21 protein-coding genes are annotated in these 18,179 nt (G+C 51.4%); 6 read left to right on the top strand and 15 right to left on the bottom strand.

Annotated elements, in window-relative coordinates; genetic code table 11:
• Positions 1 to 128 precede the first annotated feature (128 nt).
• The 4 genes from glmM to rlmE form a co-directional block, all read right to left on the bottom strand.
• Positions 129 to 1,466 carry a phosphoglucosamine mutase gene (glmM, locus tag AC0LWE_RS08245; RefSeq protein ID WP_219347338.1) on the bottom strand — a complete coding sequence of 446 codons (1,338 nt, stop codon included), beginning with the start codon at positions 1,464 to 1,466 and terminating at the stop codon, positions 129 to 131.
• On the bottom strand, positions 1,459 to 2,307 hold the full coding sequence (folP, locus tag AC0LWE_RS08240; protein WP_131486406.1) for a dihydropteroate synthase: 849 nt from the start codon (positions 2,305 to 2,307) through the stop codon (positions 1,459 to 1,461). The genes glmM and folP overlap by 8 nt, the downstream gene beginning before the upstream one ends.
• A gap of 93 nt (positions 2,308 to 2,400) precedes the next feature.
• Positions 2,401 to 4,335 carry an ATP-dependent zinc metalloprotease FtsH gene (gene ftsH, locus AC0LWE_RS08235; protein WP_059177346.1) on the bottom strand — a complete coding sequence of 645 codons (1,935 nt, stop codon included), beginning with the start codon at positions 4,333 to 4,335 and terminating at the stop codon, positions 2,401 to 2,403.
• Between the two features lie 102 nt (positions 4,336 to 4,437).
• Positions 4,438 to 5,064 carry a 23S rRNA (uridine(2552)-2'-O)-methyltransferase RlmE gene (rlmE, locus tag AC0LWE_RS08230; protein ID WP_015960595.1) on the bottom strand — a complete coding sequence of 209 codons (627 nt, stop codon included), beginning with the start codon at positions 5,062 to 5,064 and terminating at the stop codon, positions 4,438 to 4,440.
• Between the two features lie 126 nt (positions 5,065 to 5,190).
• Here rlmE and yhbY point away from each other — a divergent pair, with 126 nt between their 5' ends.
• A complete protein-coding gene (yhbY, locus tag AC0LWE_RS08225) occupies positions 5,191 to 5,484 on the top strand; it encodes a ribosome assembly RNA-binding protein YhbY (protein ID WP_041689726.1) in 294 nt (97 codons plus the stop codon).
• A 151-nt stretch (positions 5,485 to 5,635) separates the two neighbouring features.
• On the opposite strand, the gene greA is transcribed toward yhbY, so the two are convergent.
• Complete coding sequence (gene greA / locus AC0LWE_RS08220) at positions 5,636 to 6,112, bottom strand: transcription elongation factor GreA (protein ID WP_059177345.1); 477 nt, start codon at positions 6,110 to 6,112, stop codon at positions 5,636 to 5,638.
• Positions 6,113 to 6,359: 247 nt separating this feature from the next.
• Between greA and dacB the strand changes: the two genes are divergently transcribed.
• Genes dacB through pmrB form a run of 3 tightly spaced genes read left to right on the top strand, consistent with a single transcriptional unit; the run spans position 6,360 to position 9,498 of the window.
• A complete protein-coding gene (dacB, locus tag AC0LWE_RS08215; protein WP_202666203.1) occupies positions 6,360 to 7,793 on the top strand; it encodes a serine-type D-Ala-D-Ala carboxypeptidase in 1,434 nt (477 codons plus the stop codon).
• Between the two features lie 2 nt (positions 7,794 to 7,795).
• Positions 7,796 to 8,458, top strand: a complete 663-nt coding sequence (gene pmrA / locus AC0LWE_RS08210; RefSeq protein WP_202694038.1) for a two-component system response regulator PmrA — start codon at positions 7,796 to 7,798, stop codon at positions 8,456 to 8,458.
• Entirely contained in the window at positions 8,455 to 9,498 is a 1,044-nt protein-coding gene (gene pmrB, locus AC0LWE_RS08205) for a two-component system sensor histidine kinase PmrB (protein ID WP_219347337.1), read from the top strand. Before pmrA ends, pmrB begins: the two co-directional genes overlap by 4 nt.
• Before the next feature lie 44 nt (positions 9,499 to 9,542).
• On the opposite strand, the gene cgtA is transcribed toward pmrB, so the two are convergent.
• The 4 genes from cgtA to rplU form a co-directional block, all read right to left on the bottom strand.
• The gene (gene cgtA / locus AC0LWE_RS08200; RefSeq protein WP_174342824.1) at positions 9,543 to 10,721 is read right to left on the bottom strand and encodes an Obg family GTPase CgtA; all 1,179 of its coding nucleotides are present in this window, start codon (positions 10,719 to 10,721) and stop codon (positions 9,543 to 9,545) included.
• A 15-nt stretch (positions 10,722 to 10,736) separates the two neighbouring features.
• Positions 10,737 to 11,702, bottom strand: a complete 966-nt coding sequence (locus AC0LWE_RS08195; protein ID WP_015960602.1) for a DMT family transporter — start codon at positions 11,700 to 11,702, stop codon at positions 10,737 to 10,739.
• Between the two features lie 96 nt (positions 11,703 to 11,798).
• Complete coding sequence (rpmA, locus tag AC0LWE_RS08190) at positions 11,799 to 12,056, bottom strand: 50S ribosomal protein L27 (RefSeq protein ID WP_007673187.1); 258 nt, start codon at positions 12,054 to 12,056, stop codon at positions 11,799 to 11,801.
• A 19-nt stretch (positions 12,057 to 12,075) separates the two neighbouring features.
• Positions 12,076 to 12,387: a 50S ribosomal protein L21 gene (gene rplU, locus AC0LWE_RS08185; protein ID WP_015960603.1), complete on the bottom strand. Its 312-nt coding sequence runs from the start codon at positions 12,385 to 12,387 to the stop codon at positions 12,076 to 12,078.
• Positions 12,388 to 12,645: 258 nt separating this feature from the next.
• Between rplU and ispB the strand changes: the two genes are divergently transcribed.
• Positions 12,646 to 13,617, top strand: coding sequence for an octaprenyl diphosphate synthase (ispB, locus tag AC0LWE_RS08180; RefSeq protein ID WP_059177339.1), 972 nt, complete (start codon positions 12,646 to 12,648; stop codon positions 13,615 to 13,617).
• A 228-nt stretch (positions 13,618 to 13,845) separates the two neighbouring features.
• On the top strand, positions 13,846 to 14,133 hold the full coding sequence (gene sfsB, locus AC0LWE_RS08175) for a DNA-binding transcriptional regulator SfsB (RefSeq protein ID WP_059177338.1): 288 nt from the start codon (positions 13,846 to 13,848) through the stop codon (positions 14,131 to 14,133).
• A gap of 71 nt (positions 14,134 to 14,204) precedes the next feature.
• Here sfsB and murA read toward each other — a convergent pair whose 3' ends face one another.
• From murA to mlaE, 6 genes are all read right to left on the bottom strand, one after another.
• The gene (gene murA, locus AC0LWE_RS08170) at positions 14,205 to 15,464 is read right to left on the bottom strand and encodes a UDP-N-acetylglucosamine 1-carboxyvinyltransferase (RefSeq protein ID WP_131486409.1); all 1,260 of its coding nucleotides are present in this window, start codon (positions 15,462 to 15,464) and stop codon (positions 14,205 to 14,207) included.
• A 51-nt stretch (positions 15,465 to 15,515) separates the two neighbouring features.
• Positions 15,516 to 15,770 carry a BolA family iron metabolism protein IbaG gene (ibaG, locus tag AC0LWE_RS08165; RefSeq protein WP_015960607.1) on the bottom strand — a complete coding sequence of 85 codons (255 nt, stop codon included), beginning with the start codon at positions 15,768 to 15,770 and terminating at the stop codon, positions 15,516 to 15,518.
• A gap of 125 nt (positions 15,771 to 15,895) precedes the next feature.
• Entirely contained in the window at positions 15,896 to 16,189 is a 294-nt protein-coding gene (gene mlaB, locus AC0LWE_RS08160; protein WP_059177336.1) for a lipid asymmetry maintenance protein MlaB, read from the bottom strand.
• On the bottom strand, positions 16,189 to 16,824 hold the full coding sequence (gene mlaC / locus AC0LWE_RS08155; protein ID WP_059177335.1) for a phospholipid-binding protein MlaC: 636 nt from the start codon (positions 16,822 to 16,824) through the stop codon (positions 16,189 to 16,191). The genes mlaB and mlaC overlap by 1 nt, the downstream gene beginning before the upstream one ends.
• A gap of 3 nt (positions 16,825 to 16,827) precedes the next feature.
• Positions 16,828 to 17,391 carry an outer membrane lipid asymmetry maintenance protein MlaD gene (gene mlaD, locus AC0LWE_RS08150; protein WP_131486410.1) on the bottom strand — a complete coding sequence of 188 codons (564 nt, stop codon included), beginning with the start codon at positions 17,389 to 17,391 and terminating at the stop codon, positions 16,828 to 16,830.
• A 4-nt stretch (positions 17,392 to 17,395) separates the two neighbouring features.
• Positions 17,396 to 18,178: a lipid asymmetry maintenance ABC transporter permease subunit MlaE gene (gene mlaE / locus AC0LWE_RS08145; RefSeq protein ID WP_059177333.1), complete on the bottom strand. Its 783-nt coding sequence runs from the start codon at positions 18,176 to 18,178 to the stop codon at positions 17,396 to 17,398.
• Position 18,179: the final 1 nt, after the last annotated feature.

Raw genomic sequence — 18,179 nt, 5'->3', positions numbered from 1 at the left:
AAGCGAATGGCCTTCGCAAGGGCAATTTTAGCGCATTGTATCAACTGCGGAAAAAAACAGCAAAAGCGCCTGTATTGGACAATCTTAAGGCGGCAAACGCCGCCTTTTTAAACACTTACTGCGAAGGATTATGCCGCTTTAACCGCATCGGCAATTCGATGAGCAAACTCAGTCACCTGCGCTTCTTCTTCGCCTTCAACCATCACGCGAATCAAAGGCTCTGTACCCGATTTGCGGAGCAGAACGCGACCGCGATTTCCCAGCGCCGCCTCCACTTCTGCCATGACCACTTTCACATTTTCATTTTCCAGCGGATCGCCATTTCCGGCAGTAAAGCGAACGTTAACCAGAATCTGTGGGAACATTTTCATGCCGCTGCACAGGTCATGCAAACTCATATGGTTACGCACCATCGCAGCAACAACCTGAAGACTTGCCACGATGCCGTCACCGGTCGTCGTTTTGTCCAGCAGAATCACATGGCCAGAATTTTCTGCACCAATACGCCAGCCTTTCTCCTGGAGTTTCTCCAGCACGTAGCGGTCGCCCACTTTCGCTCGGGTAAACGGAATCCCCAGCTGTTTGAGAGCCAGTTCCAGCCCCATATTGCTCATCAAGGTGCCTACAGCGCCACCGCGCAACTGGCCCTGACGCAGACCTTCGCGGGCAATGATGTACAGAATCTGGTCGCCGTCGACTTTGTTTCCTTCGTGATCAACCATGATCACGCGGTCGCCGTCACCGTCAAACGCAATGCCCAGATCGGCTTTTTCAGCAAGCACGCGGGCCTGCAAAGCACGCACGTCCGTCGCGCCCACTTCCTCATTGATGTTGAGACCATCAGGCTCACAGCCAATCGCGATAACTTTTGCACCAAGTTCGCGGAAAACATTCGGCGCGATGTGGTAAGTGGCGCCATTCGCGCAATCGACCACAATTCTGAGATGACTCAGGCTCAGCTCATTAGGGAACGTGCCTTTGCAGAACTCAATGTAGCGGCCCGCTGCATCAACGATACGGCTTGCTTTGCCCAGTTCTGATGAATCGACGCAGGTCAGCTCTTTTTCCATTTCCGCTTCGATAGCTTCTTCAACTTCGTCAGGCAATTTTGTGCCATCAATGGAGAAAAATTTAATCCCGTTATCGTAGAACGGATTGTGCGAGGCCGAAATCACAATCCCTGCTTCTGCACGGAAGGTACGTGTAAGATACGCGACAGCAGGCGTTGGCATTGGGCCGGTGAATGAAGCGGAAAGCCCTGCGGCTGAAAGACCAGCTTCTAATGCTGACTCCAGCATGTAGCCCGAAATACGGGTATCTTTCCCGATGATAATTTTACGCGAGCCGTGACGAGCCAGGACCTTACCCGCTGCCCAACCAAGTTTAAGAACAAATTCTGGGGTGATCGGTGCATCGCCCACGCGCCCACGAATGCCGTCGGTGCCAAAATATTTACGATTACTCATAGCGTTTGTTTTCCTTCGCTGACAATGTGGCTTCAACCACACGCATAGCTTCTACTGTCTCTTTGACGTCATGGACGCGAATAATGTGCGCGCCTTGCATCGCCGCAATAACTGCACACGCAAGACTTCCACTCAGACGTTCGCCAGGACCCACATTAAGCAATTGCCCTACCATCGTTTTTCGCGACATTCCGACCAGCAACGGCAGACCAAAATGGTGAAATGCTGATAAACGCGCAAGCAACTCATAGTTATGGGAGAGATTTTTACCGAATCCGAATCCCGGGTCGAGCAACAATTTCTCTTTTGCGATACCCGCACGCTCACAACGTGCGATTTGCTCATTAAAGTAGCGATTCACATCGGCAAAAACATCATCATACTTCGGGGATGACTGCATTGTTTTGGGTTGCCCCTGCATATGCATCAGACATACCGGCAAACCGGTTTCGGCAGCCGCTTCTAGTGCACCCGGCTCGGTAAGCGAGCGAATGTCGTTAATGATGTGAGCCCCTACTCGCGCGGATTCTCTGATTACTTCAGGTTTAGACGTATCCACAGAGATCCACACTTCAAAGCGTTGAGCAATCGCTTCCACCACCGGGATTACGCGCGCTAACTCTTCTTCCACACTCACATCCGATGCGCCAGGACGCGTCGACTCACCGCCGATATCAATAATCGTCGCACCCGCGTTGATCATCAGATTGGCATGCTTCACCGCTTCAATCAGCGTATTGTGTGCGCCGCCGTCGGAGAACGAGTCAGGCGTAACGTTCAGGATCCCCATCACATGGGGATGTGAGAGATCGAGAGTCGAGTCCTGGGCGAAAAGTTTCATGGCTAAATCCCTGGTATTTAAATGAGCAGATAAGAAAAACCCCGGAGCAAGCTCCAGGGTTTGGGTACAGATTAACCTATTTCAGGCAGTGACTTATTTGTCGCCCAACTGCTCTGACATGGTATTACCCGGGTTTGGCGTACGGGGTTCATCAACCGGACGCGGCGCACGAGGGGTGCCATTGTTGTCAGAGTTATTGGAAGTGCCTGGATCTTCCCAACCGGCTGGCGGACGCACTTCGCGGCGCGCCATCAGGTCATCGATCTGCGGAGCATCGATCGTCTCATATTTCATGAGCGCATCTTTCATCGAGTGCAGAATATCCAGGTTTTCATTCAGGATTTCGCGTGCACGGCCATAGTTGCGTTCAACCAGCGCTTTGACTTCCTGATCGATGATACGTGCTGTTTCATCGGACATATGTTTCGCTTTGGCGACAGAGCGGCCCAGGAATACTTCGCCCTCTTCTTCCGCGTAAAGCAGCGGACCGAGTTTGTCGGAGAAGCCCCATTGGGTCACCATGTTACGTGCCAGGTTGGTCGCGACTTTAATGTCGTTCGACGCACCGGTAGAAACATGTTCCACACCGTAGATAATTTCTTCAGCAAGACGACCGCCGTAAAGGGTCGAAATCTGGCTTTCCAGCTTCTGACGGCTGGCGCTGATGGCATCGCCTTCCGGCAGGAAGAACGTTACGCCCAGCGCACGGCCACGTGGGATAATGGTGACTTTGTGTACCGGATCGTGTTCCGGTACCAGACGACCAATAATCGCGTGACCTGCTTCGTGATATGCCGTGGATTCTTTCTGCGCTTCCGTCATCACCATGGAGCGACGTTCCGCACCCATCATGATTTTGTCTTTCGCTTTTTCGAATTCCACCATGGACACCACGCGCTTATTACCGCGAGCAGCAAACAATGCCGCTTCGTTGACCAAGTTTGCCAGGTCAGCACCGGAGAAGCCAGGAGTACCACGCGCAATGATTGCCGCATCAATATCTGGAGACAGCGGTACGCGACGCATGTGGACTTTCAGAATCTGTTCACGACCACGAACATCCGGCAAACCAACCACAACCTGACGGTCGAAACGGCCTGGACGAAGCAATGCAGGGTCAAGTACGTCTGGACGGTTCGTCGCAGCAATAACGATAATACCTTCGTTACCTTCGAAGCCATCCATCTCAACCAACATCTGGTTCAGAGTCTGTTCACGTTCATCGTGACCGCCGCCCAGACCCGCGCCACGCTGGCGGCCTACGGCGTCGATTTCATCGATGAAGATAATACACGGCGCTGCCTTCTTAGCCTGTTCGAACATGTCACGCACACGAGATGCGCCCACACCCACAAACATTTCGACGAAGTCAGAACCAGAAATAGTAAAGAATGGTACTTTCGCTTCACCCGCGATGGCTTTCGCCAACAGCGTTTTACCGGTACCTGGAGGGCCGACCATCAGAACGCCTTTCGGAATCTTACCGCCCAGTTTCTGGAAACGGCTTGGCTCACGCAGGTATTCAACAAGTTCCGCCACTTCGTCTTTTGCTTCGTCACAGCCTGCAACGTCAGCAAAAGTAGTCTTGATCTGGTCTTCCGTAAGCATACGCGCCTTGCTCTTACCGAACGACATGGCACCTTTGCCACCGCCGCCCTGCATTTGACGCATAAAGAAGATCCAGACACCGATAAGCAGCAGCATCGGGAACCAGGAAATGAAGATAGAAGCCAGCAGGCTCGGTTCTTCCGGCGGCTCACCTACCACCTTGACGTTTTTAGTCAGAAGGTTATCAAGCAGCTTAGGATCGTTCACCGGGATGTAAGTCGTGTAACGGTTACTATCTTTCTTGGTAACGTTGATCTCACGTCCGTTGATACGCGCTTCGCGAACCTGGTCCTGATTGACCTCTTGCAGGAAGGTAGAATAATCCACCTTGCGGCCATTCGACTCGCTGGGCCCAAAGCTCTGGAACACTGACATCAGCACAACGGCAATGACCAGCCAGAGTATTAGGTTTTTCGCCATGTCACTCAAGGGATGAACCTCATATTACAACTGTGTTAAAAACAGCGTCAGGATAGTCTGCACCTGGATTTTCCCAAACTCACGTTTGAAATCATCCGGTTATCATTTACGTCCTGTCGCTACAATATACACTTCTCGTGAACGAGCACGGGAAGAGTCCGGCTTACGAACTTTCACCTTCGCAAACAGGGAGCGAATTTCCTTAAGATACTCCTCGAAACCTTCGCCCTGGAACACCTTCACTACAAAACTACCACCAGGTGCTAGAACATCACGAGACATTTCTAACGCCAGTTCAACCAGATACATGGAACGGGGGATATCCACCGCTGGTGTTCCGCACATATTTGGCGCCATATCCGACATGACAACTTGAACCTTACTGTCACCGACTCGTTCAAGCAGCGCTTTCAGCACTAATTCATCACGAAAATCGCCCTGAAGGAAGTCAACACCGACGATTGGATCCATTGGTAAAAGATCGCAAGCGATGATTCGACCCTGGCCACCAATCTGCGTAACTGCATACTGAGACCATCCACCGGGTGCAGCACCGAGATCGACAATCGTCATTCCCGGTTTAAAGAGTTTGTCACTTTGCTGTATTTCATCAAGTTTAAACCAGGCGCGGGAACGTAATCCCTTTTTCTGCGCCTGTAGAACATATTTATCGCTAAAGTGTTCCTGGAGCCAGCGGCTGGAGCTGGCAGAACGCTTTTTACCTGTCATTTCACTTTCCGTCCTGGTTCATCGTAATTTGCCTGTGACGTAAATTTCTACGCAGCTATTTGGCGATATAAGGGAGATGGCGGTAGAATGAACCGTTTTCAATCCCAACGTAAGCAAAAATATACGATGAATCTGAGTACTAAACAAAAACAGCACCTTAAAGGTCTGGCACATCCACTCAAGCCTGTAGTCATGCTTGGCAACAATGGTTTGACCGAAGGGGTGCTTGCCGAGATCGAACTAGCGCTTGAGCACCACGAGTTAATCAAGGTGAAAATCGCCTCTGAAGACAGAGACTCTAAAACCTTAATCGTGGAAGCTATCGTGCGTGAAACCGGTGCCTGTAATGTACAGGTTATCGGTAAAACGCTGGTGCTCTATCGCCCGACTAAAGAGCGTAAAATCTCGCTACCACGCTAAGAATATCCTGAATCGAACACTTTTTCTGTGTAAAACGAGGGATTTCCATTCGTAGGTGAGCAAAATGCCATGCTCCGACAGTTGATAAAAGGCCGCTATGCGGCCTTTTTCCTTTCTTTACAATGTATCAACATCTGCGCTGAGATGCGAATCAGAGGTACTCGACCTTAATAATTTCGAATTCCACTTCGCCGCCGGGCGTACGGATGACAACGACGTCCTCTTCTTCCTTGCCAATCAGACCACGCGCAATAGGTGAGTTTACAGAGATTAAATTCTGTTTAAAGTCTGCTTCGTCATCACCCACGATGCGATAAGTCTGCTCTTCGTCATTGTCCAGGTTCAGTACTTTCACCGAAGAACCAAAGATCACGCGGCCCGTGTTTGGGATTTTGGTGATGTCGATGACTTGCGCATTAGACAGCTTAGCCTCGATATCTTTAATGCGCCCTTCACAAAAACCCTGCTGCTCACGCGCGGCGTGATATTCAGCGTTCTCTTTCAGGTCCCCGTGTTCACGCGCATCTGCGATAGCGGCAATGATCTCAGGACGGCGAACCGATTTCAGAAAATCCAGTTCTTCGCGCAGTTTTTCTGCGCCACGTAGGGTCATCGGAATAGCTTGCATTTGTTATACCTCTTAAACATTCCTGTTGGGAGCGACTCACTCACCCCGACTACCGGCCTCGCAGACTTCAATGCCTGTCTCAGGTCAGGAGCAAAAGAAAACTGACCCGGAAGCAAAGTTCCAGGTCAGCAGCAATTTTTCAATTTGATACGTATTTTACCGCGAAGTTCACTATGGGTCATCGTTTACTTTACAGGGCGTTGCACCGTAGTATGGCGGTTTGTTTACGGGTTGTTAGCGCGAGATTATGCGATTTTCCAGATTTATCATCGGATTGACTACCAGTATGGCATTCACTGCAAACGCAGCGAATGTTGATGAATATATCAATCAACTCCCTGCTGGCGCTAACCTTGCGCTCATGGTGCAAAAAGTGGGTGCCCAGGCGCCGGAGATTGATTATCACAGCCAGCAAATGGCCCTGCCCGCCAGTACGCAGAAAGTGATTACAGCGCTGGCTGCACTGTTGCAACTCGGCCCAGACTTCCGTTTCACCACGACGCTTGAAACCAAGGGGAATGTGGATAGCGGCGTTCTGAAAGGTGACTTGATTGCTCGATTTGGCGGCGATCCGACGTTTAAACGTCAGGATATCCGCAATATGGTCGCCGTTCTGAAAAAGTCCGGAATCCAAAAAATCGAGGGCAACGTGCTGATCGACACGTCTATTTTCGCCAGTCACGATAAAGCCCCCGGCTGGCCCTGGAATGACATGACGCAATGCTTTAGCGCGCCGCCAGCCGCCGCTATTGTCGACCGCAACTGCTTCTCGGTTTCGCTGTACAGCGCACCAAAACCCAATGATTTAGCCTTTATTCGCGTGGCGTCCTATTACCCGGTGACCATGTTCAGCCAGGTCAGAACCCTGGCGAAAGGATCACCGGATGCGCAATATTGTGAACTCGATGTCGTTCCCGGCGATCTCAATCGCTTTACGTTGACGGGCTGCCTGACGCAACGCGCTGACCCGCTCCCGTTGGCTTTCGCTATCCAGGATGGCGCAAGTTACGCGGGTGCGATTCTGAAAGATGAGCTAAAACAGGCTAATATCACGTATTCAGGTACGTTGTTACGTCAGACGCAACCGAGTGAAGCCGGTACGGTGATTGCCAGCAAGCAATCCGCTCCCCTACACGACTTGCTTAAGATTATGCTGAAAAAATCGGACAATATGATTGCCGATACCGTGTTCCGCATGATTGGACATGCACGTTTTGGCGTTCCAGGAACCTGGCGCGCAGGTTCAGATGCTGTTCGTCAGATTTTGCGCCAGCAGGCGGGAATCGATCTTGGGAATACTATCGCTGTTGATGGTTCAGGCCTTTCAAGGCATAACTTGATCTCTCCAGCAACAATGATGCAAGTTCTTCAGTACATTGCCCAGCATGACACTGAGCTAAACTTTATTTCGATGCTTCCGTTGGCGGGCTACGATGGCTCTCTGCAGTATCGCGCAGGCCTGCACGCAGCCGGCGTCGATGGTAAAGTCTCCGCTAAAACTGGCTCGCTGCAGGGCGTGTATAATTTGGCTGGCTTTATTACCACGGCCAGCGGGCAGCGTATGGCGTTTGTACAGTATCTATCCGGCTATGCCGTCGAACCGGGTGACCAGCGTAATCGTCGTATTCCTCTGGTACGTTTCGAAAGCAGGCTTTACAAGGACATTTATCAGAATAACTAGCGATGAAATTACTCATTGTTGAAGACGATCTTCTCTTACAGGAAGGGCTGGCTCTGGGGCTGGCCAACGAAGGCTATGCGCTGGACTGTGCGGCTACCGCCGCAGAGGCTGACTCGCTGATTCAAAGCGGCGAGTACAGTCTTGTTATCCTCGACCTGGGCCTGCCTGACAAAGATGGCGCAACCCTGCTTAGCCAGTGGCGTCGTCGCGGCGTTGATAATCCGGTCCTCATCCTCACGGCCCGAGATGCTATCGAAGACAGAATTCATGGACTTGACTCGGGCGCAGATGATTACCTGGTCAAACCCTTTGCGCTTGCTGAATTACAGGCTCGGGCACGCGCGCTGATTCGCCGCTATCAAGGCCACAGCGATAATCTGGTGGCCGATGGCGATCTCACGCTCAATCTGCAAACTCAGCAGGTTCTGTGCAATTCTCACCCCGTCGAAGTCACGCCAAAAGAGTTTGCACTGCTCACACGCCTGATTATGCGATCGGGACAAACCGTACACAGGGAAACGCTGCAGCAGGATATTTACAGCTGGCAAGACGATCCGGGCTCAAACACACTCGAAGTGCACATTCATAACCTTCGACGCAAACTCGGCAAAGATCGGATCAAAACCGTTCGCGGCGTCGGCTATCGTCTTGAGAACCCACAATGAATAGCATGCGTCGGCGATTGATGGTTTTGCTGGCGGTCATTCTGTTATTTTTCCAGCTCATTAGCGTGATTTGGCTCTGGCATGAAAGCCGAGAGCAAATTAGCTTCCTGGTGAGCGAAACCCTCTCAGCCAAAGCGCGTAACCAGCATGTCGAAAAGGAAATCCGCGAAGCCATTGCGTCGCTTTTGGTTCCTTCGTTGGTGATGGTTGGTTTCACACTGTTTTTCTCTTTCTGGGCGATCACCTGGATAACGCGCCCCCTCAACAAGCTGCGCATTAGCCTGGCGAATCGATCCGCAGATAATCTCAATCCTCTTCCTGAATTTTCCGATATGGAAGAGATTGGTGCCGTCACAACGTCTCTGAATCAATTGCTCGCTCGCCTGGACCAAACCATTAAGCAAGAGCGTCTATTTACCGCTGACGCCGCTCACGAGCTCCGAACGCCGCTGGCTGGCATTCGGCTCCATCTTGAACTCATGGCGCAATCAGGCTCTCCACAGGCGTCTACGCTTATCGATCGTATCGATCAGCTCATGCATACGGTTGAACAGCTTTTGATGCTGGCACGGGCCGGACAAGCCATGGCGAGTGGTCATTACGATACCCTCAGTTGGACAAATCACATTATTGCCCCGTTAAAGCTGGAGCATGAATTCAAAGATCATCCGGTGATTTGGCCCGCGCACAGCGAACTTACCGTTCAGGGCGATGCCATATTGCTGCGACTGATGCTGCGGAACTTACTGGAAAACGCGGCTCGATACAGTCCATCTGGCACCACTATCGAAATCACACTGACTGAGCATGAAGACGGGACACAAGTGAGCGTTATCGATCATGGACCGGGAATTGATGAAGCCCACAGGCATTCAATTACCGAACCCTTCCGTCGACTCGATCAACGCTTTGGTGGGAGTGGTCTGGGGCTGAGTATTGTTCAGCGCATCGTGCAGCTTCATCGTGGCAATTTACGACTCGATAATGCGCCTGAGGGCGGGTTAATCGCCAGTTGCTGGCTACCGTCGACGTTGAGCTAACATGCATAAAAAAAGCCCCCTTCAACAGGGGGCTTTTCACGGGATTAACGTTTGTAGATGAATTCGACACCTTCTTCGTCGTCTTCGTCCCAATCCTCATCCCACTCTTCGTCATCTTCGACTTCAACTTCTTGTTCTTCAAGCTGCTGGCGGTGATAGTCATCCCACATAAACTCAACTTTTTCAGGCTGCTTCGCTTCTTCTGCCTGAGTAATTGGGTTCTCGATGATGAAGGTCATCACATCCCAGCAAAGATCTTTGACGCCCATCTGGCTAGCAGCAGAGATCAGATAGTATTTATCTTCCCAGCCCATCGCTTCAGCAATAGCTTTCGCTTTGGCTTCAGCTTCCGCTTTGTCCATCAGGTCGATCTTGTTAAAGACCAGCCAACGCGGTTTAGCAGCCAGCTTATCGCTGTATTTTTCCAGCTCGCCAACGATGATACGGGCATTTTCAACCGGATCTGAACCGTCGATTGGATCGATATCAATGAGGTGCAACAGAACGCGGCAACGCTCAAGGTGTTTCAGGAAACGAATCCCCAGGCCAGCGCCTTCAGCAGCACCTTCGATCAGACCCGGGATATCAGCAACCACAAAGCTCTTTTCGTTATCCATGCGGACAACGCCGAGACTTGGTACCAGTGTGGTAAACGGATAATCGGCGACTTTAGGTTTAGCAGCAGAAACAGAACGGATAAAGGTCGATTTACCCGCGTTTGGCATCCCCAGCATACCCACGTCTGCCAGCAGCATTAGCTCGAGCTGCAGATCGCGTTTATCACCAGGCGTACCCATTGTTTTCTGACGCGGAGAACGGTTAACAGAGGATTTAAAACGGCTGTTACCCAGACCATGCCAACCGCCCTTACCCACCATCAAGCGCTGACCATGCTTGGTCATATCGCCTAACGTCTCGCCAGTGCCCTGGTCGATAACGCGCGTCCCGACCGGGACTTTAACGGTCACGTCTTTGCCACGCTTACCGGTACAGTCGCGGCTCTGGCCATTCTGACCACGTTCGGCGCGGAAAGATTTTTCGAAACGGTAATCGATCAGCGTGTTGAGGTTTTCATCCGCCTCTAACCACACATCACCGCCATCACCGCCATCGCCGCCGTCAGGACCACCACGAGGAATATATTTTTCACGGCGGAAGCTTACGCAACCATTACCGCCATCACCTGCAACAACCAGGATTGTTGCTTCATCAACAAACTTCATTTTACTCTCCGTAAATCATTCGCCTGAGCGGGGGACAACTACAACCGCTTCATTTTTGCGCCAACGTCCCCAAAGACGATGACCAATGGCGGAATACATCGCGCCCGCAACCACGACAAACGCACCGAGATATCCCAAGAGGTTTAACATCGGTTTGACGAAGAAATCGGGCCAGGCCATTGATAATAAATCTGAAAATAACAGCGTAAACAGCGGCGTGAGCGTAATTAATGCACTCACTTGTGCTGCCTGCCAGCGCGCCATCGCTTCGGCCAACGCGCCATAACCGACCAGCGTGTTAAGCCCACAGAAAATGAGACACGCCAGTTGCCAGTCGCTGAGCTGGGTAATGACACCCGGTTTTGCTAAAGGCAATAATGCTATTGTACACAAAGTGTACAATAAAAAGAGGATCTGCGGTGAGCCGAGCCTGCGCAATAACACCTTTTGCGCGACGCCATAGGTCACCCAGACCGTTGCTGCCCCAACCCCGAAAATCACACCCCAGGTGTAATCCGTCAGGCGGGTAAAAATCTCGATCAGGCTGGTGTTAAAGAACATCACCAGACCGCATAACAACATACTTGCACCCACTATCTGCGTGACACGCATCTTCTCCTTGAGGATAAAGACGCTGGCAACCATCATGCCCACAGGCGAAAGCTGGCCGATGACCTGTGATGCGGTGGGGCTTAAATATTGCAGAGAAGAACTGAACAGAATGAAGTTACCGAACAGGCCAGCCGTTGCGATAGCCAGGAGAATCAGCCAACGCGGTTTACGAAAAATCCGCAGCGGTGGAAGTTTTCCTTTTATCGCCAGAATCGCGCCAAGGCCAATACTGGCCATTAAAAAGCGATAAAACACTACCGTAGGCGGCTCCATGACTTCCAGAACCTGCTTCATGGCAATGGGCAACGCTCCCCAGCACACCGCCGTAGTGAGTGCCAAAAGAATACCGATGCCTGCCTGCTGTTTCATGCCCGTTTTTCCTGCAGAAAATTTTTCCGGGTTTTCAATGTAAAAAGCCCCGCAACACGTTGCGGGGCTTTAATCCGTTACCGGACCACGAAAAACTTACTCAGCAACGATGCTGATGTATTTACGGTTGTTCGGGCCTTTAACTTCAAATTTCACTTTACCGTCTGCTTTAGCAAACAGAGTGTGGTCACGACCGCAACCTACGTTGTTACCAGCGTGGAATTTGGTGCCACGTTGACGAACGATGATGCTACCCGCCAGAACGGTTTCGCCACCGAAACGCTTAACGCCAAGACGTTTAGCTTCTGAGTCGCGACCGTTACGAGTTGAGCCGCCAGCCTTTTTATGTGCCATTTAAATCTCTCCTCAGGTCTTAGGCGCTGATGCCAGTAATTTTCACATCAGTGAACCACTGACGGTGGCCCTGCTGCTTACGGTAGTGTTTACGACGACGAAACTTAACGATTTTAACTTTCTCGCCACGACCATGAGCAACAACTTCAGCTTTGATAACGCCGCCATCAACGAAAGGAACGCCGATTTTGACTTCTTCACCGTTTGCGATCATCAGAACTTCAGCGAACTCAACAGCTTCGCCAGTTGCGATGTCCAGCTTTTCCAGGCGAACGGTCTGACCTTCGCTTACTCGGTGTTGTTTACCACCACTTTGGAAAACCGCGTACATATAGAACTCCGCTTCCGCGCACATCCTCGTGTGATTCAGAGTGCGCTATAAATATTCACAATAGGGCGCGAATATTACGCAAAACGCGAGCCTTTGACAAGTGCTACCATCAATACATGCAGAAAAAAAACACAACACGTACGGTAACGTTTATCTGAGCCGTTTTTTCAGTACAATCAGGCATACTATTTGATAAACCAAACCCTTCGTTAGCCCATTTGATATGTGGTAAACAGGATAAGAAGCCCGGCTTTTGCGATGAATTTAGATAAAATCAACGAGTTAACCGCGCAAGATATGGCGGGTGTGAATGCAGTAATCCTGGAGCAACTCAACTCTGATGTTCAGCTCATCAATCAGTTGGGTTATTACATCGTCAGTGGCGGCGGTAAACGTATTCGTCCAATGATCGCCATTCTGGCTGCCAGAGCCGTTGGATATCAGGGAGACGCGCACGTCAATATTGCGGCACTCATCGAATTTATCCACACCGCGACACTTCTTCATGATGATGTGGTGGATGAATCCGATATGCGTCGCGGGAAAGCGACCGCAAACGCCGCATTTGGCAACGCAGCGAGCGTTCTGGTGGGGGATTTTATCTACACCCGCGCATTCCAGATGATGACGAGCCTTGGCTCGTTAAAGGTGCTGGAAGTCATGTCAGAGGCCGTAAACGTCATCGCTGAAGGTGAAGTGCTGCAGTTGATGAACGTCAACGATCCGGACATCACCGAAGAAAACTATATGCGTGTGATTTACAGCAAAACGGCGCGTCTGTTTGAAGCCGCAGCACAATGCTCCGGTATCCTTGCGGGCTGTACTGAAGCGCAAGAGCGTGGTTTGCAGGACTATGGTCGCTACCTTGGTACCGCATTCCAGCTGATCGACGATCTACTGGATTACAGTGCTGATGGCGAAACGCTGGGTAAAAACGTGGGTGATGACCTGAACGAAGGTAAACCCACCCTCCCGCTGCTGCATGCAATGCGCAATGGTTCACCGGATCAGGCGAAATTAATTCGTGAAGCGATCGAGCAAGGAAATGGTCGACATCTTCTGGAACCTGTACTGGAAACAATGGCAATCTGCGGATCGCTTGAATGGACACGCCAGCGCGCCGAAGAAGAAGCGGATAAGGCGATTACAGCCCTTCAGGTTATTCCAGATAGCCCATGGCGTGATGCGTTAATTGGCCTTGCCCATATCGCTGTTCAGCGCGATCGTTAAATGCTCTACGTCTCCCCGCACCCGTGCCGGGGAGACTCCAATAAATTCCAATAAACACTTCATTCCTGTTAATTCATCAGCTTACAGGCTGCATGAATAAAGCCCTGTCATATTCCGAATATTGCCTCCAGTTATGCGAACTTTTTAGAACAGCCCGTCTAAGAAGGTATAGTAACTCACGTCACTTCACCTGAATGACGTGGACGTACTTGAATCTAAGGACAGCATATGGAAAAGAAGTTTATCGACTGGCATTCGGCCGACATTATTGCCGCACTGCGCAAAAAAGGGACCTCACTTGCAGCAGAGTCCAGGCGCAATGGGCTCAGCTCTTCAACGCTTGCCAACGCGTTGACTCGCCCATGGCCAAAAGGAGAATTGATTATTGCGACGGCGCTGGAAACCCAGCCCTGGATTATATGGCCTTCGCGTTACCACGACCCCATTACCCATGAATTTATCGACAGAACACGAATGATGCGTCAGAAAAAGCAGGAAGACGAGCACCAGGACTAGCGCTTGCAGAAGACTTGCAGGAGAAAAGAACAGCAACCCCCCGGTCATTTGGCAGGGGGCTGCCGGAGCGATTACTCGCCCTTCACACGCTCGATATTTGCACCCAGAGCGCGCAGTTTGTCCTCAATACACTCATAGCCACGATCGATGTGGTAAATGCGGTCCACAACGGTTGTGCCTTCCGCAATGCAACCCGCCAGCACCAGGCTCGCAGAAGCCCGCAAATCCGTTGCCATCACCTGCGCGCCAGAAAGCGTTTCTACACCATGACAAATCACCGTGTTGCTTTCGATTTCAGCGTGCGCCCCCATACGAATAAGTTCAGGTACGTGCATAAAGCGGTTTTCGAAGATGGTTTCAGTAATGAAGCCCGTCCCTTCAGCCACCAGGTTCAGCAGCGTAAACTGTGCCTGCATATCGGTTGGGAACGCCGGATGCGGAGCGGTGCGTACGTTAACCGCTTTAGGGCGCTTACCGTGCATGTCCAGGCTAATCCAGTCTTCACCAGTTTCAATATCTGCACCGGCATCGCGCAGTTTTGCTAATACGGCATCCAAGGTGTCTGGTTGCGCATTGCGACACAGAATTTTACCCCCTGAAATCGCTGCAGCGACCAGGAACGTGCCTGTTTCAATACGGTCTGGTAACACGCGATACACGCCGCCGCCAAGACGCTCAACACCTTCGATGGTGATGCGGTCGGTACCCTGTCCGGTAATCTTCGCGCCGAGTGCGACGAGGAAATTCGCCGTATCGACAATTTCCGGCTCACGGGCCGCGTTTTCGATAATGGTCGTGCCTTCCGCCAGCGTCGCAGCTGACATGATAGTGACCGTTGCACCGACGCTGACTTTATCCATCACAATGTGCGCGCCTTTCAGACGGCCATTGACGGAGGCTTTAACGTAGCCCTCTTCGAGCTTGATATCCGCACCGAGCTTTTCAAGGCCGAAGATATGCAAATCAACCGGACGCGCGCCAATCGCACAGCCGCCCGGCAGAGAAACCTGACCCTGACCAAAACGCGCCACCAGCGGGCCAAGCGCCCAGATGGACGCACGCATGGTTTTCACCAGATCGTACGGGGCAGAAAAGTTATTCACCTTGCTGGCATCAATCCAAACCGAACCGTTACGTTCCACTTTGGTGCCCAACTGGGTGAGCAGCTTCATCGTGGTGTCGATGTCTTTCAGCTTCGGTACGTTCTGAATTTCTACCGGCTCTTCCGCAAGCAGTGCGGCAAACAGAATCGGCAGCGCGGCATTTTTCGCGCCGGAAATTGTGACTTCGCCCTGGAGACGCGTAGGCCCCTGTACACGAAATTTATCCATTATTGTGCTCTCTTATGAATTCAACCGTGCTGCGGGCAAACCACCCTCAGCTCAAAAACCGTTTAGTTTGCGATCGCGTTCCCACTCTTGCGGGGTATAAGCTTTGATCGACAGGGCGTGGATGCGGTTATCCGCAATGTATTCCATCAGCGGCGCGTAAACAGCCTGCTGTTTCTTCACACGGCTCATGCCGTCGAATATCTCACCCACAGTAATAACCTGAAAGTGACTGCCATCGCCGGTGACGTGGACTTCCTGAAGGGAGAGTGCGTTCATCAGCACCGACTGGATTTCATGATTTTCCATGGGTTCTAAATCATCTTTAGTGAAAACAAGCCCAACATCTTAGAGCAAAGTGACGCAGTCTTAAACAAGCAAAAAGCCCCGACCGTGAAACAGTCGAGGCTTTAAGAAGTAACGCACTGAAAAAATTAGCGAGGTAATACGTCTTCGGGCAAATTATAAAGTTTTTCCAGGGTGAGAACGTTTTCGCTGGCACCCGCCAGTTTTACAGCTACGCCCTGTTTTTTGCCTTCAGCCACGAGATGCACTAACAGTGCAACGCCTGCGGTATCCACGCGCGTCACGCGATGCAAATCAATCAGCGTGACGCCTTGCATAGCGGATTCACGCGAATCCCACAAGGGCATCAGCAGATCCTGATCAAGCTCGCCTGACAAGAACAGTGTGTCACTCTCACGCGTCCAGCTTAATGGCTGCGTCATTACTTTTTCTCATCCAACGAGATTTTCTGGCTGGAGATAGATTTCAGCTGTGCGGTAAGACCATCAATGCCTTTGGTACGCAGCAGATCGCTCCACTCGTTTTGCTTAGTCGTAATCATGCTCACACCTTCGGCAATCATGTCATAAGCCTGCCAGTTCCCCGTCTGCGTATTTTTACGCCACTGGAAATCCAGACGCACCGGCGGGCGGCCATTTGGATCGATGATAGTGACGCGGATAGGTACGATGGTCGCATCGCCCAGCGGTTGCTCAGGTGCAATCTGATAGGTCTGGCCATGATACATCGCCAGCGCCTGACCATAAGCCTGCTTCAGGTATTCGCGGAACGCCGCAAAGTAAGCCTCACGCTGTGCTGGGGTGGCATCTTTGTAATAGCGACCCAGAACTAACGCGCCAGCATATTTCACCTGCACGTAAGGCAACAGCTCCTGATCAACCACATCGCGGAGATAATCCGGGTTGGAACGAATTTTTGATTGCTCATTTTTGAGGCGATCAAACGTCTTCTTCGCCGCTTCGTCCATCTGTTTATAAGGATTGGCCTGATCCGCTGCATAGGCGGCACTCAGAGGGGCAATCACCAGCATGGCAACCATCAATAGTCGTTTAATCATCAATTACTTCTCCTGAGATGAAGTGGTTGCGCCAGGGGTCGGTGCAACGTCAGTTTGGCCTTCGCTCTTTGCAGAGGCATCGTCAGTTTTTTTGTCGTCCCCTTTGTTGCTGTAAAGGAACTGACCAATCATATCTTCGAGCACCATCGCAGATTTGGTATCCTGGATCACGCCACCGTCTTTAAGGATAGACGTTCCCAGTTCCGGATCTTCAAAACCGACGTTTAACGCCAGATACTGTTCACCCAGCAGACCGGAAGTACGGATGGAGAGAGAGCTGGTGTCCGGAATGTGGTTGTAGCGCTCTTCGATATCCATTTCTACACGCGGTAGATAGGTTTTTTCATCGAGCGTAATGTCTGCCACTCGTCCAATCACCACGCCGCCAATACGAACCGGCGAACGCGCCTTCAGTCCCCCGATGTTATCGAATGTTGCATAGAGACGATAAGTGGGTTCAGTCCGAATTGAGGTGATGTCCGCCGCGCGAAGGCAAATAAACAGTGCGGCTAACAACGCCAGCACAAGAAACACACCTACCCAAATTTCACTTTTTCTTGTTTGCATGAACTCAATTCCCAAACATCAGTGCGGTGAGCACAAAATCCAGACCCAGTACGGCCAGCGACGAATGAACTACAGTGCGCGTTGTCGCGCGACTAATCCCTTCAGAGGTCGGTATCGCATCGTAACCATTGAACAACGCAATCCAGGTAACCGTAAACGCGAAGACCACGCTTTTAATCAGGCAGTTCACGAGATCCATACGCAGATCAACCGCATCCTGCATCGCGGACCAGAAGAAACCTGCGTCGATCCCTTTCCACTGCACTCCAACCAGCGAACCGCCCCATATGCCGACGGCCACAAAAAGAATCGTCAGCAGAGGTAGCGAAATTACACCCGCCCAAAAACGCGGAGAGATGACGCGCCGCAGGGGATCAACCGCCATCATTTCCATGCTGGAGAGCTGTTCCGTTGCGCGCATCAAACCGATTTCTGCGGTTAACGCAGAACCGGCACGCCCGGCAAAAAGCAGCGCCGCAACAACCGGTCCAAGCTCTCGTAACAGAGAAAGAGACACCAGCATACCCAGGCTGGTTTCAGCGCTGTACGTGGTTAAAACAAGGTAGCCTTGCAGCCCAAGAACCATGCCGATAAACAGACCGGAAACGATAATAATGAGCATCGACAGCACGCCGACATTATAGAGCTGGCGCACCAGCAATGGCGCATGTTTGCGGAATTCCGGCTTGCCAACCAGCGCATTGAACAACATCAACCCGGCACGCCCGAACGTCCTGATGGTTTTTATGCCACGGTGTCCCAGAGCGGCCAACGCATTTAACAGCATC

This window comes from Lelliottia sp. RD5 (assembly GCF_056032945.1).
This window is presented reverse-complemented; position numbering and strand designations above follow the sequence as displayed.

What these genes read in the sequence shown, in the direction of transcription:
- glmM (WP_219347338.1), bottom strand. Translation starts at nt 1,466, where the DNA reads ATGAGTAATCGTAAATATTTTGGCACCGACGGCATTCGTGGGCGCGTG.
- folP (WP_131486406.1), bottom strand. Translation starts at nt 2,307, where the DNA reads ATGAAACTTTTCGCCCAGGACTCGACTCTCGATCTCTCACATCCCCAT.
- ftsH (WP_059177346.1), bottom strand. Translation starts at nt 4,335, where the DNA reads ATGGCGAAAAACCTAATACTCTGGCTGGTCATTGCCGTTGTGCTGATG.
- rlmE (WP_015960595.1), bottom strand. Translation starts at nt 5,064, where the DNA reads ATGACAGGTAAAAAGCGTTCTGCCAGCTCCAGCCGCTGGCTCCAGGAA.
- yhbY (WP_041689726.1), top strand. Translation starts at nt 5,191, where the DNA reads ATGAATCTGAGTACTAAACAAAAACAGCACCTTAAAGGTCTGGCACAT.
- greA (WP_059177345.1), bottom strand. Translation starts at nt 6,112, where the DNA reads ATGCAAGCTATTCCGATGACCCTACGTGGCGCAGAAAAACTGCGCGAA.
- dacB (WP_202666203.1), top strand. Translation starts at nt 6,360, where the DNA reads ATGCGATTTTCCAGATTTATCATCGGATTGACTACCAGTATGGCATTC.
- pmrA (WP_202694038.1), top strand. Translation starts at nt 7,796, where the DNA reads ATGAAATTACTCATTGTTGAAGACGATCTTCTCTTACAGGAAGGGCTG.
- pmrB (WP_219347337.1), top strand. Translation starts at nt 8,455, where the DNA reads ATGAATAGCATGCGTCGGCGATTGATGGTTTTGCTGGCGGTCATTCTG.
- cgtA (WP_174342824.1), bottom strand. Translation starts at nt 10,721, where the DNA reads ATGAAGTTTGTTGATGAAGCAACAATCCTGGTTGTTGCAGGTGATGGC.
- AC0LWE_RS08195 (WP_015960602.1), bottom strand. Translation starts at nt 11,702, where the DNA reads ATGAAACAGCAGGCAGGCATCGGTATTCTTTTGGCACTCACTACGGCG.
- rpmA (WP_007673187.1), bottom strand. Translation starts at nt 12,056, where the DNA reads ATGGCACATAAAAAGGCTGGCGGCTCAACTCGTAACGGTCGCGACTCA.
- rplU (WP_015960603.1), bottom strand. Translation starts at nt 12,387, where the DNA reads ATGTACGCGGTTTTCCAAAGTGGTGGTAAACAACACCGAGTAAGCGAA.
- ispB (WP_059177339.1), top strand. Translation starts at nt 12,646, where the DNA reads ATGAATTTAGATAAAATCAACGAGTTAACCGCGCAAGATATGGCGGGT.
- sfsB (WP_059177338.1), top strand. Translation starts at nt 13,846, where the DNA reads ATGGAAAAGAAGTTTATCGACTGGCATTCGGCCGACATTATTGCCGCA.
- murA (WP_131486409.1), bottom strand. Translation starts at nt 15,464, where the DNA reads ATGGATAAATTTCGTGTACAGGGGCCTACGCGTCTCCAGGGCGAAGTC.
- ibaG (WP_015960607.1), bottom strand. Translation starts at nt 15,770, where the DNA reads ATGGAAAATCATGAAATCCAGTCGGTGCTGATGAACGCACTCTCCCTT.
- mlaB (WP_059177336.1), bottom strand. Translation starts at nt 16,189, where the DNA reads ATGACGCAGCCATTAAGCTGGACGCGTGAGAGTGACACACTGTTCTTG.
- mlaC (WP_059177335.1), bottom strand. Translation starts at nt 16,824, where the DNA reads ATGATTAAACGACTATTGATGGTTGCCATGCTGGTGATTGCCCCTCTG.
- mlaD (WP_131486410.1), bottom strand. Translation starts at nt 17,391, where the DNA reads ATGCAAACAAGAAAAAGTGAAATTTGGGTAGGTGTGTTTCTTGTGCTG.
- mlaE (WP_059177333.1), bottom strand. Translation starts at nt 18,178, where the DNA reads ATGCTGTTAAATGCGTTGGCCGCTCTGGGACACCGTGGCATAAAAACC.